General features: G+C 67.5%; 11 protein-coding genes. 5 read left to right on the top strand and 6 right to left on the bottom strand.

Annotation, left to right across the window (positions count from 1 at the left end):
- Positions 1-28 precede the first annotated feature (28 nt).
- Positions 29-4,858: a zinc metalloprotease gene (locus QHF89_RS29775; protein ID WP_136971086.1), complete on the top strand. Its 4,830-nt coding sequence runs from the start codon at positions 29-31 to the stop codon at positions 4,856-4,858.
- Between the two features lie 147 nt (positions 4,859-5,005).
- Here QHF89_RS29775 and QHF89_RS29770 read toward each other — a convergent pair whose 3' ends face one another.
- The 3 genes from QHF89_RS29770 to QHF89_RS29760 form a co-directional block, all read right to left on the bottom strand.
- Entirely contained in the window at positions 5,006-5,917 is a 912-nt protein-coding gene (locus QHF89_RS29770) for a DUF4388 domain-containing protein (RefSeq protein WP_136933125.1), read from the bottom strand.
- Between the two features lie 285 nt (positions 5,918-6,202).
- Complete coding sequence (locus QHF89_RS29765) at positions 6,203-8,749, bottom strand: DUF3344 domain-containing protein (RefSeq protein WP_284721091.1); 2,547 nt, start codon at positions 8,747-8,749, stop codon at positions 6,203-6,205.
- A gap of 72 nt (positions 8,750-8,821) precedes the next feature.
- The gene (locus QHF89_RS29760) at positions 8,822-10,006 is read right to left on the bottom strand and encodes an acyl-CoA dehydrogenase family protein (protein WP_136971084.1); all 1,185 of its coding nucleotides are present in this window, start codon (positions 10,004-10,006) and stop codon (positions 8,822-8,824) included.
- 97 nt (positions 10,007-10,103) lie between these two features.
- Between QHF89_RS29760 and QHF89_RS29755 the strand changes: the two genes are divergently transcribed.
- Positions 10,104-10,730, top strand: a complete 627-nt coding sequence (locus tag QHF89_RS29755) for an alpha/beta hydrolase (protein WP_136971083.1) — start codon at positions 10,104-10,106, stop codon at positions 10,728-10,730.
- On the opposite strand, the gene QHF89_RS29750 is transcribed toward QHF89_RS29755, so the two are convergent.
- From QHF89_RS29750 to QHF89_RS29740, 3 genes are read right to left on the bottom strand one after another with little or no spacing between them, the layout of a single operon-like run.
- Positions 10,722-12,377, bottom strand: coding sequence for an AMP-binding protein (locus QHF89_RS29750; protein ID WP_136971082.1), 1,656 nt, complete (start codon positions 12,375-12,377; stop codon positions 10,722-10,724). The genes QHF89_RS29755 and QHF89_RS29750 overlap by 9 nt on opposite strands.
- Entirely contained in the window at positions 12,374-13,330 is a 957-nt protein-coding gene (locus QHF89_RS29745) for an SAM-dependent methyltransferase (RefSeq protein ID WP_136971081.1), read from the bottom strand. Before QHF89_RS29745 ends, QHF89_RS29750 begins: the two co-directional genes overlap by 4 nt.
- The gene (locus QHF89_RS29740; RefSeq protein ID WP_232379862.1) at positions 13,327-13,620 is read right to left on the bottom strand and encodes an acyl carrier protein; all 294 of its coding nucleotides are present in this window, start codon (positions 13,618-13,620) and stop codon (positions 13,327-13,329) included. The genes QHF89_RS29745 and QHF89_RS29740 overlap by 4 nt, the downstream gene beginning before the upstream one ends.
- 259 nt (positions 13,621-13,879) lie before the next feature.
- On the opposite strand from QHF89_RS29740, the gene QHF89_RS29735 reads away from it, so the two are divergent.
- From QHF89_RS29735 to QHF89_RS29725, 3 genes are all read left to right on the top strand, one after another.
- Complete coding sequence (locus QHF89_RS29735; protein WP_136971080.1) at positions 13,880-14,740, top strand: alpha/beta hydrolase; 861 nt, start codon at positions 13,880-13,882, stop codon at positions 14,738-14,740.
- 454 nt (positions 14,741-15,194) lie between these two features.
- Complete coding sequence (locus QHF89_RS29730; RefSeq protein WP_136971079.1) at positions 15,195-15,872, top strand: hypothetical protein; 678 nt, start codon at positions 15,195-15,197, stop codon at positions 15,870-15,872.
- A 403-nt stretch (positions 15,873-16,275) separates the two neighbouring features.
- On the top strand, positions 16,276-16,959 hold the full coding sequence (locus tag QHF89_RS29725) for a hypothetical protein (RefSeq protein ID WP_136971078.1): 684 nt from the start codon (positions 16,276-16,278) through the stop codon (positions 16,957-16,959).
- Positions 16,960-16,996: the final 37 nt, after the last annotated feature.

Here is a 16,996-nt window from a genome sequence, read left to right as displayed (position 1 = left end):
CGGATCGGCAGTGCAAGGAGGACCTTCGATGAGATGGATGAGGTTACGGGTCGCCTTCGTGGCCACCCTCGGGCTCCTCGCTGGTGGGGCGCTCGGGTGCGCCGAGGAGCGAGACCCCATCAACCGCGTGCAGGCGAACGCGCTGGCGAAGTCGTTCTTCGTCGGTGACGACTTGCACAGCGACGCGGACAACCCCGAGTTCTGGACCCAGGGCACGGTGGTCGACGTCGGCTACGGCGCGGCGCAGGACGGCTTGTTCACGTCCACGTACGCGCAGCCCGTCGCGCGCTTGAAGTGGCAGATCACGGAGGACCTCCTGATCGGGCGCTTGAGCTACGAGCGCATCCAGGATTCCGACGGCAAGAAGGGCGTCGGCCCCTCGACGGATCAGGGCGTGATCGTGGTCGCGTACCCCATCCAGTCGCACTTCGACATTCGTTACGAGTACAACCCGACGACGGGCGAAGAGCTCAACGTCCTCGTCGAGAACGGCTCGGACAGGCCCTGGTACGACCGCGAGTACTTCCGCGTCGACTGGAGCCGGAACCTGAACACCGACTCGTACGACTTCGACACGCTGTCGATGCTCGGCGTCTACGGCGGCGTCGATTACGAGCCGATGGACTACTACGTCAGCGATCCGAACGATGCTGACGCGCCGCACTTCGATCCCGAGACGGGCTACTTCGACGTCACGAACAAGGCGTTCGCGAAGCCCAAGATGATCGACCTCAGCCACCTCGGCTGGGGCATCGACAAGTTCCCGGCCTGCTTCCTCGACAACGACTTCTTCGGCGGTTCGGCGCCCTCCGGCACCTGCAACCCCGTCGAGCTCACGGTTCGCCAGTCCTTCCGCCGCGTGGTCGATCGCGACTACGAGCCGGTCAACTGGGACGGCAAGCGTTTCACCGCGTACGGCGCGTTCACCGTCGATCGTTCGGGCTACGCCCGCAACTACGGCATGAGCGACGACAAGTGGTACCGCTTCGCCGCGCGCTACAACATCTGGGAGCGCAGCCACTACTACGCCGATCCCGAGAAGATGACGGGCGAGGTGAAGTGCTTCGTCCCCGAAAAGACGCTCTCGGGCGACGACCCGCACCGCGACGCGGACGCCAACGGCACCGAGGACGAGTGCGAAGAGGTCACGCAGCGGACGGGCGTGGCGGGCTCGCGTTGCGACGAGTTCAAGCAGCGCTGCACCCTGCCGTACCGCCTGCGCAAGGAGGTCCCGCAGCCCTGGTACTACACGAAGGAGTCCGACGCGGATTACTTCGAGCCCACGGACTGGGCGACGCACGAGTGGGACGTCGCGATGCGCGCGGCGGTCATGTCCTCGCGCAACGCCGAGTGCAAGGCGACCGGCGGTGATCCCGGGGCGTGCGACGGTCAGTTCCCGATGTACCGCGGCCAGATGGACGACAACTGGGATCTGATCCAGCTCGCCCACGAGGTCGACGCCTGCCGCGCCGGCAAGACGAACGACGGCCGCAACTGCGAGGCGATCGCGGATCAGCTCGGCAACGAGCGCGGCATCGATCCGGGCGTGATCGCGGTCGCGAAGATGCCGCAGATGATCATGCTCTGCCACAGCCCGGTCCTCGAGACCGACGATGCGGCCTGCGGCCCGGCGGGGCGCACGGTGCGCATGGGCGACCTGCGCTACCACCAGATCAACGTCATCCCGACGCCGCAGACGCCCTCGCCGTGGGGCATCATGGTCGACTCCGACGACCCGCTCACGGGCGAGAAGATCGCTGCGAGCGCGAACGTCTGGTCGCACGTCACCGACCTCTTCAGCCAGGGCCTCGTCGATCAGATGCGGTACCTGAACGGCGAGCTCTCGACCGACCAGGTCACCGAGGGCACGTACGTCAAGGACTGGGCGGTCGCCAGCGAGGCGGCGGGCGGCACGGGCGTGCTCCCGCAGATGACGCAGGCGGACCTCTCGCGTCGCGTGCTCGGCGCGGCGGGCGTCATGCCCGACAAGATGAAGGCCGTCGAGAGCGGCGAGGGCGCGATCGTCACGAAGCCCGAGTTCGCCGAGGCGCTCGATAAGGTCAAGCAGATGGTCCGGGACGTGCGCGCCGACGCGCTCGCGCCCTCGGCCAACCGCCCGGTGTACGAGGCGCGTCGCAGGCGCGCGGCGGGCTCGCCGATGGAGGCGGAGCTCACGACGAAGGCGATGCAGCAGCTCGCCGGCACGGACAAGCTGCCGCTGAACGATGCCGTGATGAACTTCGCCTCGCCTCTGCGCGGCAATCATCCGCAGGTGCAGCGTGACATCGCGCGCATGAAGGAGATCGCCCTCGCTGAGCGCGGCATGTGCATCATGCAGGCGACCTTCCCCTCGCCGGTCGGCCTCACCTCGCTCGACAAGGCGATCCAGGCGAAGTTCAAGGACGCCGTCAACCCCCGCACGGGCGCGCCGTACGGCACGTTCGCGGACCCGATGGCGAACACGAAGCAGGACCAGCTCGATCGCGCCGAGGCGATCCGCCACTGGATCGCGCAGAAGGCGCACTACTCGGTCATGGCGCACGAGATGGGTCACTCCATCGGCCTCCGCCACAACTTCGTGAGCTCGTCGGACGCCTGGGGCTTCCGCCCGCAGTACTGGCAGCTCCGCACGAAGAACGGCAAGGTCACGGCGGCGTGCAATGACCTCAAGAGCGAGGCCGACAGCGAGAACTGCGTCGGGGCGCGTTACTTCGACCAGGTCACGGCGAACGAGCGTGATCAGCTCCTCACCATGTTCATGCACCAGTCGATCATGGAGTACGGCGGTGAGGTCACGCAGGACTTCATCGGCCTCTCCGCGTACGACTTCGCCGCGGCGCGCATGTTCTACGGCCAGACGGTCGCGGTGCATGCCGACACGGACATGAACGCCGACAAACCGCTCGGCCGCGCCACCCTCGACAAGATGGACGGCTTCGGCGGCATCATCGGCTACCAGTACACGTCGAACGGCAGCGCGAACATCCACTACTCCCAGCTTCAGCGGACGTGGAAGATGCTCGACGCGAATAGCTGCACCTCGCTCACCGAGGAGCAGGTTCAGCGCTTGAAGCCGGCCGACTGGGACGAGGCGCGCCTCGGCAAGTGGGACCCGCTGCTCGACGGCCTGATCGTCAAGGTCAACGGCGAGTACTCCAAGTGCAAGACGCGCAAGGTCGACTACATGCCGTGGCAGTCGATGCGCGACAACGGCGTGGACTTCAGCCGTCGCTTCAGCTCCGTCGATCCGGCGAAGCGCACGCGTGTTCCGTACGGCTTCGCCACGGACCGCTGGGCCGACCTCGGCAACGTCGCCGTCTACCGTCACGACAACGGCGCCGACGTCTACGAGCTCTTCAACTTCTTCATCACGCAGCAGGAAGTTGGGCACATCTTCGACAACTACCGCCGCAACCGGCAGAGCTTCAGCGTCCGCGGCGCGGCGAACCGTACGCTCGAGCGGTACAACACGAAGATGCGCGACGCGGCCAAGGGCCTCGGCCTGCTCGTGAACATCTACCGTGACTTCGCGCTCGAGTCCGGCTTCGACTTCAACTCGGAGTGGCCCTCGATCGCGAAGCAGTTCTACCAGGACAACATCCTGGCCTCGGGCCTCGCGTTCGATCACTTCGCGCGCCAGGTCGCTCGCCCGCAGTACGGCAACCACCACAAGGTCGCGAACGACCTCGTCCTCCGCTCGACGGACGACATCTACTCGCAGCCGGGTCCCACGGTCCTCGCCGTGCCGAACGGCGCGACGGGTTATCGCTCGGACAACAGCCCCGCGGGTCCCGCGGCGATCGGCATCGGCGGCAGGCCGCTCGAGAACGCCCTCGCGGACGACAAGGGCAACGACTACGACTCCGAGTACACGCAGAACGCCGGGTCGTATTACGACAAGGCGTACGCCGCGATGCTGATGACCGAGTCGGTCGACAACTTCATCAGCGCCTCGCGCCAGGACTTCCTCGACGCTCGTTACCGCGCGGTCTCGCTCGCGGACGTGTTCCCCGAGGGCTATCGCCGGTGGCTGGGCAACAACCTGACCGGCGACGACATGCTCAAGGGCGCGTGGGTCAAGGCGAACAACAACACGCCTATCACCGACGCGCAGAAGTTCCCGACGACGCCGCTCGGCTGGACGAGCTGGTGGCCGGCGGAGGGCCCGCAGGTCTGCTTCCCCGGCGAGGGGTCGACGGTCTGCTCTGCGGTCGGCTGGGATCCGCAGGTCTTCGAGGGCGAGGCGGTCAATGTCGACACGCTCATGCCCATCGACGGCCAGATCGGCTGGGAGCAGCAGAAGTTCCTCATCGCCTGGACGATGAACTACCTGCCCGAGAACCAGCAGCAGTGGTGGATCAACATGCTCCGCCTGTGGGAGCAGGGCGTGGACGGCGATCCCGAGTTCGGCAACCGCATCGAGTTCCACGATCCGATGGGCAAGGTGTACGTCGCCAAGACCTTCGGCACCGAGGTTCTCTACGCGGGCACGAAGTACGAGAAGACCGTCCAGAAGGGCATCTCGGCGCGCGTCCTCCAGTACGCGAACGATCTGCTCCAGCAGGGGTACGTGGTCGACGAGGTCGACGCCAACAACGACGGCACGGTCGACTGGTACAAGGCGCGCATCAACAGTGACACGACGTCGCCGAACTACGGCGCGCCGCTCGTCAAGTTCGACTCGACGATCCAGTCGTCGGCCGACCGTTGCACGTCCAACGACAACACCGGCTGCACCTGCACGGCGAACCGCGCTTGCGTCAAGCTGTCGCGGTACGTCTCGGTGCCGTACTTCATCCGTCAGGCCCTCGCGGCGTACGGCCTCGCGGACCCGACGATGAAGGGCATCTACGACTGATCCGAGCGACCTCCCCCCACCCCTCTCCCCGCGGGAGAGGGGCCGGGGGTGAGCGGGCTTGATCAAAAAAGGCCACGGGATTCGCTCCCGTGGCCTTTTTCTTTGGCCGCTCGGCAGGTTCGTCCGAGCGCGCGTTTGTCTGGGCGCTCAGCCCTTCCGCAGGTACCCGGCGTTGATCAGCTTGATGACGGCCTGCGTCGTGTCGAGATCCGTCGCCTGGCTCTTGTTCAGCACGAGGGCGAGGTGCCCGTGGTTGTACGCGAGCTGGAAGACCTCGATCTCCGTCGGCGAGAGGTCACGCAGCGCGGGCCCGAGCGGGTGCGGCACGAGGAGACGCGTGTCGAGATCCGGCAGCTTGTGCCGGAGCGCGTTGAGCTCGTCGATCTGCCGCAGGCCCTCCATCAGGAGCTCCTGCACGGACAGGTTGATCGTCACCGGGAGCGTGCGGTCCTCGGGCGGGTCGAAGTCGAACGTCCCGCGCGTCCACGCGAGGATGCGGATCGCGGACTTCAGCGGCGGCACGTCGTCCTCGTTGATCTCCGCGTACGTGACGATGCCTCGGTGCAGGAAGATCTTTCCGACGTCGTCGTCCGACGTGATCACGAGGACGCCGCTCTTCTTTGACGTGCCGAGGAGCTGCAGGAGGTCGGGCAGCGGGATCTCCTCGATCGCGCCGGACATCGAGCGCGCGGGGCCGCGGGGCGCCACGGAGGGGCGCGGCGGCTCCATCTTGCGACGCGAGGCGGCGGCCGTCTCGGCCGAGACCACCTTGAGGATGCTCGTGCCGATGAGCACGCGGTCGCCTTCCTTGAGCGCGCTTTTCTGGATCTTCTCGCCGTTCACGAACGTACCGTTCGTCGACCCGAGATCCTCGATGGTGAGATCCGTGTTGGAGAGCAGGAAGCGCGCGTGCCTGCGCGAGACCATCTCCTCGACGAGGACGATGCCCGCGTCACTCGCGCGTCCGACGACGAGCTCCTGCGCGTCCTGCAGCGGGATCTCGCCACCCTGGTACTTCCCCGAGATGAAGCGCAGAACGAGCCGCGACGGAGACGTCATGTGTGGAGCTTGTTCCATGTGCGTGGAAATCGAGCACGAGCTACTGCCACGCTCGGTCCGACATTGTGCCTCGTGAGACCCTTGGGGTCATCCATCAAAACGACGCGGGCGTAGGGCCCGGGCGCTGCGTTTCCGCTGCGATCGTGACGCCGCGGAAGCTCGCGTGCACGACGCGAAGCCCATTTCACGTGTGGTGGGATCGCCACGATCCACCGAGACGGGACGTCGTGAAGCTTCCCCCCTCTCCACGGATAGCGAGGGAGGGGGGAGGCCGGTTCCAGCAGGTCAGCGGCTTCGACGCCTCCGCAGCGCGAGCGCCGCGCCGGCGAGGCCGAGGGCCCAGGCGAGGGGGTCCGTCGACGACGGCGCCTTGCTGGTCGCGCACGCGCCGCCCGTGATCACGAAGCCGCTCGGAGGCGCTTCTCCGCCGCTGCCAGCGGCTCCGCCTTGTCCGCCGCTTCCGCCAGAGCCACCTGCGCCGCCAGAGCCACCTGCGCCGCCTGCGCCGCCCATTCCGCCCGCGCCGCCGGCACCCCCTGCGCCACCTGCGCCACCTGCGCCGCCCATGCCGCCGGAGCCCGAGCTGACCGTGTCGTCGCTCGGATCGTTCGGGTCGCCTTCGCCCGGATCCACGGCGCCGTTCTTGTCCTTGTCCTCCTCGCCGTCGGGGATGCCGCCGTTGTCCGTGTCGGGGTCGAGCGGATCCGTCGTCGTCGCGCCCATGTCCGCGTCGGGCACGCAGTTTCCGGCGGCGGGGTTCGTCCCGGGACCGCTGCAGTCGTAGCCCATCTCCGTGCCGTCGAAGATCCCGTCGCCGTCGCTGTCCGGATCGTTCGCGTTGTTGAGCCCGTCGCCGTCGGTGTCGTCGCCCGGCAGCGGCTCTTGCCCGTCGGGCACGCCGTCGTTGTCGGTGTCGGGGTCATTCGGATCCGTACCGATGATCACCTCGACGTCGTCGGGCAGCCCGTCGCCGTCGGTGTCGTTGCAACCTTCGTCGACGCTCCCGTCGCAGTCGTTGTCCTTCCCGTCGCACGTCTCCATGCCCGAGCTCACGCAGGTGCACTCTTTCTGCGTCGTGTCGCAGACGGGTTTGTCGCCGGGGCACTGGCTGTCCTCGATGCAGCCCACGCACGTGTTCGGCTCACCCGTCGTGTCGCAGATCGGCGTCGCGCCGCCACAATCGGCGTTCGTCGTGCACTCCTCGATCACGACGACCGTGGGCGGGTTGCCCGGCGACACGCCGTTTCCGTCGGTCGGGAAGGACGTGGACGGCGCGCCTTGCTTGCCCTCGCTGCTGATCGTCGCTTGGTTGGAGATGCTCGCGGGCGCGTTCGGCTCGATCTTCACGCGGAAGCGCACGAGCGCCGTCTCGCCGGGGGCCATCTCGCCGCCCATGGTTGCGTTCGCGCCCGCGCCGAGCCGCACCGTGACCGTGCGCGTCGCGGCCGTGTACTCGCCTTGATCGTCGCCCGCTTGTTCCGTCTTCGGGCCGGCGTTCGCGCCTTGCACGATTTGAAGCGAGCCGGGGACGAACGAGACGCCGAGGGGCAACGTGTCGTCGAGGCGCGTGTGGATCGAGGTGTCGTCGCCGCTGTTCGTGACGGCGATCGAGTATTCGAGCTCGTCGCCGACGACGAGCTTGCCGGCGTTCGCGTCCGACGCGGTCTTCATCGAGGTCGAGAAATCGGGCAGGAGCGTGGCGATCGACGAGACGAACCCGCCGATCCAGAAGATATCGTTTGCGCCCGAAGCATTGCCGACCTGCACGTTCGCGGTCTTCTGGCCGGGCGTGATCTTCGTGGAGATGTCGACCACGTCGAGATCGATCCCGCTCATGCTGCCGGGACCGCCCGTCAGCTTCGGCAGATCGCCGTCCGTCGAGACGGCCGCGCCGAGCCACGATCGCGAGGCGTTGAAGAAGTTCCCCGCGGGGTTCTGCGCGTCGATGATGTCGTTCGCGGCGGTGAGCGCGCCCTCGCCGAAGCGCAGGTAGTCGTTCTGGCCGGCGGAACTCGCCACGTCGCCCTCGTAGGCGATGACCGCGAGCTTGCCGTCGATCGCCGCGCCCGGCACGGTGAAGCCCGAGAGCGCGAGCGTCTGCGGCGTGACGCCGATCCGATCGAAGCCGTCGTGCAGCGCGAGGTGGCGCGCTTTCTCCGAGGGCAGCTCGTAAAACACGACGAGCCACCATCCGGCGAAGAGCCGATCTTGCACGAGGTCGACGAAGCTGATCGAGTCGACGCCGGAGAGCCGGTACGCGCCTGCGCCTTGGGCCGCCACGAGCGCGGTCACGTCCACGGTTGACTGGTAGAAATACTCGGTCACGCCGCCCGAGACGTTCGTGCTCACGAGGCTCTCGTCCGCGGTGAGCGGTTGCGAGAACACGCCGGGGCGCTCGAGCGTCACGCTGGTGTCGGCCGTGCCATTGTTGTCCCAGCGCGCGCCCCAGTAGAGGCGTGCGTAGGTCACGGTCGCGCCGGCCGGCAGGGTGAGCGCGGCGGTCGAGCGCTGGTCGGCGACGGTGATGCTCTCGGAGGCGGAGGCCGTGCCGGGGGCGGGCGCGTCCGCGCGCCAGTGGATATCGGGAGCGCCGTCGCCGCTTCCGTCGCAGCTCACGTCGCCGACGAGGGGCGCGATCCCGACGTTGCCGCACTCGTGTCCGAGGGTATTGCCGATCAGCCGAAAATCGCCGTGGCCGTCGAACTGTTTTCGGAGTTTGGGAGCGGCGAGGGCCGTCCCGGCGGGGAGGGCGGCGAGGGCCGCGGCGCCGAGCAAAGCGGCAAGACCGGCCCGGCCGGCGAAGCTACGCCGGGGCGGAAGAAGAGAGCGCATGGACATGACAAGGACCTCGCATTCCATCATGCCAGAGGACGCCTGCCGAGCGCATTCTTTTTGGGCGAGATATCAGAATGCGTTATGGCCGGTCAGCGCGTTGCCCAGGATGAGCGTGTGCACCTCGTCCGTGCCCTCGTACGTGTAGACGCTCTCGAGGTTCAGCGCGTGTCGAATGACGGGGTAGTCGAGCAGGATGCCGTTGCCGCCGAGCAGGCCGCGCGCCTTGCGGGCGGCGCGCAACGCGAGGCCCACGTTGTTCTTCTTGCAGAAGGACACCTGAACGGGCGTGATGCTGCCGGCGTCCTTGAGGCGCCCGAAATGCAGCGCGAGGATCTGGCCTTTCGCGATGTCCATGGCCATCTCCACGATTTGCTCCTGCACGAGCTGCTTCGCCGCGATGGGCTTTCCGAACTGCACGCGCTCGCGCGTGTACGAGACCGCGGCGTCGTAACAGGCGCGCGCGGCGCCGAGCGCGCCCCAGGAGATGCCGAACCGCGCTTGCGTGAGGCATGAGAGCGGTCCTTTGAGCCCCGCCACGCCGAGCAGCATGTTTTCCTTGGGCACGCGCGCCTCGTTCAGCACGATCTCCCCCGTCGGGCTCGCGCGCAGGCTCATCTTCCCGTGGATGGTGGGCGTCTCGAAGCCCTTCGTGCCGCGCTCGACGATGAACCCGCGGATGGACGCGGCGTCGCCGTCGTCGACCTTCGCCCATACCACGGCGAGATCGCAGATCGGCGCGCTCGTGATCCACATCTTCGTCCCCGTGAGCACGTAGGAATCGCCGTCGAGCCGCGCGCGTGTCTTCATCGAGCCGGGATCACTGCCGGCGTCGGGCTCGGTGAGGCCGAAGCAGCCGATGAGCTCGGCGGCGGCCATTTTCGGCAGATATTTATTTTTCTGCTCTTCGGAGCCGAAGCGCCAGATCGGGTACATCGCGAGCGAGCCCTGCACGCTGACGAAGCTCCGGAGCCCGCTGTCGCCGTACTCGAGCTCGCCGAGCGCGAGCCCGTAGGAGACGGCATTCATGCCGGCGCACCCGTATCCCTTGAGGGAGGCGCCGAGCAGGCCCATCGAGGCGATCTCGGGGATGAGATCGGTCGCGAACTGCTCCTTCGCGAAGAGCTCGGCGGCGCGCGGCAGATACCGCTCGCGCACGAACCTGCGCACGGTGTCGCGGATCATGCGCTCCTCGTCCGTGAGGAGGCCGTCGATGGCGGTGAGGGCGTCGAGCGAGAGCGGCTCTTGGGCAGTCATGGTCGGAGGCGTGTGTAGCCCGGATGGCGAGCGCGGGGAAGGGGGCGTCGCGGCGCGTGCCTCCCGACCGCGACAATCCACGTGTTATGGAAACGGCATGCGCCCCCCCGATGGCACCTTTTTCCTTCCCGGCCCGGCCGGCCGCATCGAGGCCGTGCTCCGGCGCCACCCGAGCCCTCGGGCGGCGGCCGTGGTTTGCCATCCTCACCCGCACTCCGGCGGCACCCTCTACAACAAGGTCGTTTCCCGGGCCACGCGCGCCCTCCACGCCGCGGGGGCCACGGTCCTGCGCTTTCATTTTCGCGGCGTCGAGGCGAGCGAGGGCCATTACGACGGCGGCGCGGGCGAGGTGGACGATGCCCGCGCGGCGATCGATTTCCTCGCCCCCGAGCATCCCCACCTCCTCGTTGCTGGTTACTCCTTCGGCGCCTGGGTCGGCCTGCGCGCCGGCGCGGCGGACCCTCGCGTGAAGGCTTTGATCGGCGTCGGGATTCCCATCAACGTCTACGATTTCTCCTACCTCCGCGAGACGCAGAAGCCCCTGCTCCTGGTGCAGGGTGAACACGACGAATGGGGCAACCTCGACGTGGTCCGCGCATTCGCGCGCGAGCTGCCCGGCCCGGTCGCGCTGGAGGTGATCCCCGGGGCAAACCATTCCCTCGCGGAGCACCTGGAGACGATGGTGGCGAAGATCTCCGATTTCGTCGCGCGTCGCTCAGGCTGATTCGAGCGAGCGCCCTTGCGCGAGCGCCTCGGCGACGGCGCGCCTCCGCAGCTTGCCGCTCGTGGTCTTCGGCAAGCTCCCGGGGGCCAGGAACATCACCCGATCGACCCCGATTCCGCGCACGAGGAGCGCGGCGCGCACCCGCTCACCGAGCGCGTCGTGGGCGCCTCGATCGAGCTTCGTCTCCGCAATCACGTACACGAGCTCGGTCTCGTCCGCCTCCGCCCGCGCGCCGACCGCCACGACGCACCCGCTCCGCACGTCCTCCACCTCGGAGACGATCTCCTCGATCACCGAAGGAAGCAGGTTGTGCCCGCCCTTGATGATGAGATCCTTTTTCCGCCCCGTGACGAAAAGCTCGCCTGCGTCGAGATATCCGAGGTCCCCGGTGCGCAGATACCCGTCCCGGAACACCGCCGCGGTCGCCATTGGATCGTCGAGGTATTCGTGCATCAGGGTCGGCGCGCGGGCCTCGATTTCGCCCACCTGCCGCTCGGGCAGGACCTCACCCTCGTCGCCCGTGATGCGCACGTCCGTTTGCGGAATCGATCGTCCCACGCAGGTGAGCTCGAGCGCGTGCGGGCCTGGCTCGGTCGGGACGGCGCGCCCCGTTCGCTCCAGCGTTTCGCGATCCACCACGGCGAAACGCGACGGCGCGAGCAGCTTCGGGAAGGTCACGGCGACGGTGGCCTCCGCGAGCCCGTACACCGGGAAAAACGCCTCGGCGCGGAAACCCACGGGCCGGAACGCCTCGGCGAAACGTTGCAAGAGCCCGGGGGAAATGGGCTCCGCGCCGATCATCGCGCATTCCCAGGCCCGAAGGTCGAGCCCCGCCTCCGCCGCGCGCCGCGCGAGCCGCAGGATGAGCGCATAGGCCGAGGGCGGCGCCGCGCAGATCGTCGCCCGCAGCGAGGACATCGCCTCCAGCCAGGCGAGGGGCCGCGCCCGGAAATCCTGCGGCGCCAGCATGTTCGCGACAAACCCATTGTAAAAAGGAAAAAGCAGCCCGCCGATGAGGCCCATGTCGTGGTGCAGCGGCAGCCACGAGACGGCCACCGATTCCGCGTGGCTCGGCAGCGCCTCGCTCATGCACGCCATGTGCAGCATCAGCCGCTCGTGCCCGAGGACGACGCCGCGCGGGTGCCCCGTGCTCCCGCTCGTGAGCTGGATCAAGGCAGGGCCGGGGGCCGCGTCGGGATCGGGCGAGAACCCGTGCGGCGCCATTGAAAGCTCCTCCGCGCAAAGGACCCGGACCGCCCCCGGCGCGCCTGCGAACGCCGCGAGCGCGCGCGACGTGACGAGCGCCCGCGCCGAGAGTTTGTCCGCTGTTTTGCGGAGCTGCTCCAGGAACCCCTCGATATCGGTCAGCCGGAACGGGAGCCCGATGGGAATGGGCACCGCGCCGAGCGACCAGAGGCCGAAGAGCGTCGTGACCGCGGCCTTGACCTCGGGCACGAGCACGAGCACGCGGTCGCCGGGGCGCAGGCCGGCTTCCCGGAGCCCGGCCGCGACGCGTACCGCTTCCTCCCAGAATCGGAGCCAGGTCCACGCCTCGAACCCTGGATCCTCCTTGAATCGAATCGCGACGTCTCCGCTCATCGATTCCGCGCGGCGGCGGAGCAGCCCGGCGATCGTCCTCGTGCTCATCGCTCCCCCTTTTCGCGCGCGGGCGGGGCGATGGGGAACGAGGCGACCTCGACCCGCGGCCGGCCCTGCGTCGCCAGGATCATGTATTCGAGCGCCGTGCGCCGCGCGAACGAGAGCTTGGCGACGGTCATGTATTGCTGCAAGAGCCGCGAAAACCCCGGGGAGATCGCCTCGATGCGGCGGCGGTTCTTGCGGACGTTGTCGATCCAGCGCTCCAGCGTGAGCGCGTAGGAGCTCGTGAGGTCCTCGACGTGGCAGATGTCGAGCCCCGCGCGCTCGATGAAGCCGAGCTCCTCGCTGAGGTGGACGAGGCGGCAATACCCGAGCGCCTCGACGAAGATGTAATCCGTCGCCGTGCTCTCGCGATCACCGCGGTGCTCGGCTGGATAATAACAATCCGAGATGAGCAGGCGCCCCGAGGGGCGGAGGATCCGCGCCACCGCGTGGTGGATCTCCTCGCGGTTGTGCATGTGGACGATGCTGCCGCTGAAGAGCACCACGTCGAACGAGGCGGGCTCGAGGGCGAGATCCTCCACGTGCCGGACGTCGATGTGCACGCGCTCCGCGACGCCGGCGAGGCGCGCGCGGCGCATCGCCTCCTCGCGTTGCCGCTCGCTGAGGGTGATCCCGAAGAACTCGCCTTTCGTATGCTCGGCGAGATACAAGAGATTGCTGCCCCAACCGCAGCCGACGTCGAGCACACGCTCGCCGGGCTGGATGTCGAGCTTGGCCTGGATGCGGGCGAATTTGCGCGCCTGAGCGGTCTCCAGATCCTCGTCGGGGCGCACAAAGACGCCGGTCGCGTAGGCGAGGCGGCTATCGAGGACCATCGAGAAGATCTCGACGTCGTGCTGGTAATGCTCGGCCACGACGCGGCGCTCGTGCTCGCGTTGCTCCGCGGGCGAACGTTCCATGGCCTCGCGCTCGGGGCGGGTGTGCGCGGGGGAGATCATCGTGCACCTCCGTTCGCCTGGGCGGAGACCTTGCCGGCGACGAGCGCGGCCACGTCGCCGACGGAGCGGATGTGCGGCTGTTCGGGCGTGGTGAAATCGGGCAGCGTGATGTCGAAGGCCTCTTCGAGCGCGACATTCAGCTTGATGAGACCGAGGGAATCGATGCCGAGCCGCGCCTCGTCGAGCCGCGCGTCGAGCGAGACGTGCTCCACGGGCAGGCGCAGGGTCTCGGCGATGATCCGGCGCACGTCATTGGCGATCCCTTCGGGAATGGAAAGATGGGTATCCACGAGAAGCTCCTTGGTGCTGAAAGCTACGGGGACAGCGCCCTGGCAAAACAGAGGCCACGCTCGCACCCTGGAGAGAAGCGCCGAATGCATCGGAGGCATGTGCAGGCAATGCCCGATTCGCGCCAATTTTGCTCGTGCAGCATGGGCACGATGATGTGGCGCAGGCGAAACATTGCCGGGATGGCGGATGGTGCGGAGACGGCGTCGACCCGAACACGGGCTTTCATGGTTCGACCGGCGAGGGTAGGGTGGGCGCCGCATGCGACCTCTCCTCTCCGTGGTGACCTTCGGCTTCTGCTTGACCCTCTTCGGCTGCGCCGCGCGCTGTCCCGCGCCGAGCCCCGCTGCCGCGCCGCCGGGGGCCATCGTCATCGGCCAGTCGTTCGACATGGACTCGGCCGCGCTCGGCGAGAAACGTCGAATCACGGTCTATCTGCCGCCGGGCTACACGGAGAGCAGCCAGCGATACCCTGTCGTTTATCTGCTCGACGGCGGCGCGTCCGAGGATTTTCACCATATCACCGGCATCGTCCAGGTCTCCGTGGCGAACGAGATCATGGAGCCGGTGATCGTGATCGGAATCGAGAACACCGAGCGTCGCCGCGACCTGACGGGCCCCACGGAGAACGAGAAGGACAAGGCGATCGCGCCGCATGTCGGCGGTTCAGCCCGGTTTCGCGCCTTCCTGACGAGCGAGCTCGTCCCGCGGATCGAGCGTGACTATCGGAGCAGCGGGGAGCGGGGCCTCATGGGCGAATCGCTCGCGGGGCTTTTTGTCCTGGAGACGTTGTTCGAGGATCCGGGCGCGTTCGGAACATACATCGCGGTGAGCCCGAGCCTGTGGTGGAATGATGGTTTCGTCCTGAGGCAGGCCGAGCCGCGCCTGAAGAGCCCGGCCGTGCAGGGAAAAACGCTGTACCTGACGGTCGGCGGCGTCGAGGACAACACAAAGGAAACCGAGCAACTCGCCGAAATTTTGCGCCAGCATGCGCCTTCGGGTTTGGTATGGCATTATGCGCCGCTTCCAGCGGAGGCGCACAATACCGTGTACCATCTTGGCGCAGTGAATGCTCTGCGGCTTCTCTATGCGCGGACGCGTGAGCCCGGGGGCGGAGGCTAGGCCGAACCCCGTCACCGGCCACGCCCTGCCCGCGGCACCAAGGAGCGCTGCCCCGGGCCCGAGCCCGCCCCCTTCCGCTCCCGGGGCCCGCATGTCACCGAGATCGCGCGCTGACACGCGTGTGGTGTCCGCTGCGGCCGTGAGACGGCCCCCTCCGGGCGGCCCCCCATTCCTTATATGCGCCTGGCCTCCCCAGCACCCCGTCCTCGGAGGTGTCCACGGCAATGGCGCACTGCATCATGTCGGTTTCCTGCTGCCGGCGCACCCGGGTGAGGGGCCGTTTGAGCGCGTATCGATTTCCAGATTGCCGCTTGACCTTTCCCTTGACGCTGGGGTATACACGGAGCCGTCTATCGAGTGCGCGTCTCCTGATTTGGGAGACGCCCACTCGTCGATTGTCCATAGTTCCACTGTCATAACGACCAAGCTGGTCGTTTCTTCCTGAGGTACGCACATGAATAAGCTCGGTCTCTTCGGTGCTGCTGCGGTCGCGACGGCTCTCTGCTTCTCCTCTGACGCGCGGGCCACCGGCGACGGCGATGTCTCGGGCGCGGCGCTGGACCTCGTGGTCGCGGGGACGAACACGGGCAATGGTGGCAGCTTCGTCACCAAGGCGGTCAAGGATGCTCTCGGCTGGACGAGCAGCCAGTGGCTGTACTACTTCTCCTACTCGACCCTGAGCGCCGCGCGCTGGTACGAAGCCATCACCGCGGGCACCAACCTCGTCGAGGTCGACAACATCAACGACGTCGACGCGGGCCAGATCATCGCGATCAACGCCACCGGGTCGTACACCGGCCATGCCGCTGTGATCATCGGCGAGCCGATCGACATCACGCCGCCGAGCGGCTTCTATACACCGTACGTTACGGGCACGAAGCAGTGGGCGCTGCCGATCGCCGACTCGACGGGCAGCGAGCACGGCCAGAATGCGTCGTACCCCGACAGCCGCCGCGTCAGCGGCGTCTTCACGGCGAACATCCCCGGCACGGCCTACCTGCGGCTCTACTCGGACGCCACGACGGGCGAAATCCTCTCGTACTCGTGGAGCGTGACGTCGACCAACGACGCCAACGTCTTCGATCAGAGCGAGCGGCCGTTCGCCATCGGCGAGCTCACCGTCAGCCCCTGACCCAATCCCATCCACGCGCCGTAGCGCGTGGCTCGACGCTCCCAGGGCGCGCCCTCAGACGCGCCCTCCTGGGAGCGTTTTTCATTTGTCCCCATCCAGCCAAGCTCGCCACGCGCTCGTCGAGCGCGCTACACGTACGAGCGGGACGTGAGCCGCACGACGTGCGCGAGAGGCGCGCGGACGCCGAGCATTGAGGCGAGCGCGTCCGGCGGGCGCTTTTGCTTCGACGGCGAATTAAATAACGACCCCCCCACAACCACTATAGCCTTTGCGTTGACATAGGTGTATACACACGCTCCGCCTATCGAGTGCGCATCTCTCGACTTGCTGATGCCCACGCGCCGGTTGGCTATCGTTACTCTTTCCAGACGACCACCACGGTCGTTCCTCCTGAGGTGTGAACATGAATAAGCTCGGTCTCTTCGGTGCTGCTGCGGTCGCGACGGCTCTCTGCTTCCCCTCGGACGCGAAGGCCGATCCTGCGCTCAACGCCGCCATCGCCTCCGAGGCGTTGGCCCTCCTGGGCACGAGCACGGGCAACGGCGGCAGCTTCGTCACCAAGGCGGTCAAGAACGCTCTCGCCTGGACGAACAGCCAGTGGCTGTACTGCTTCGATGTCTCGACCCTGAGCGCTGCGCAGTGGTACGAGGACATCACCACGGGCCACAACTTCGTCGAGATCACGAACATCGCGGACATCGAGGCGGGCCACATCATCGCGATCGACGCCACCGGGTCGTACACCGGCCATGCCGCCGTGATCATCGGCGATCCGATCGACATCACGCCGCCGGCCGGGTACTACACACCGTACCGCACGGGGCAGAAGCAGTGGGCGCTGCCGATCGCCGACTCGACGGGCAGCGAGCACGGCCAGAATGCGTCGTACCCCGACAGCCGTCGCGTTGCCGGTGTCTTCACGGCGAACATCCCCGGCACGGCCTACCTGCGGCTCTACTCGGACGAGGCGACGGGCGAAGTCATCTCCTACGGCTGGAGCGTGACGTCGACCAACGAAGCGAACGTCTACGACCAAAGCGAGCGGCCGTTCGCCATCGGCGAGCTCGACGTCAGCGCCTGCCCCTGATCAAGCACCGCTGTGGATCCCGGGGGGCCGTTCGCCC

The organism is Polyangium sorediatum, assembly GCF_029946465.1.
Lineage (GTDB): Bacteria > Myxococcota_A > Polyangia > Polyangiales > Polyangiaceae > Polyangium > Polyangium fumosum.
This window is presented reverse-complemented; position numbering and strand designations above follow the sequence as displayed.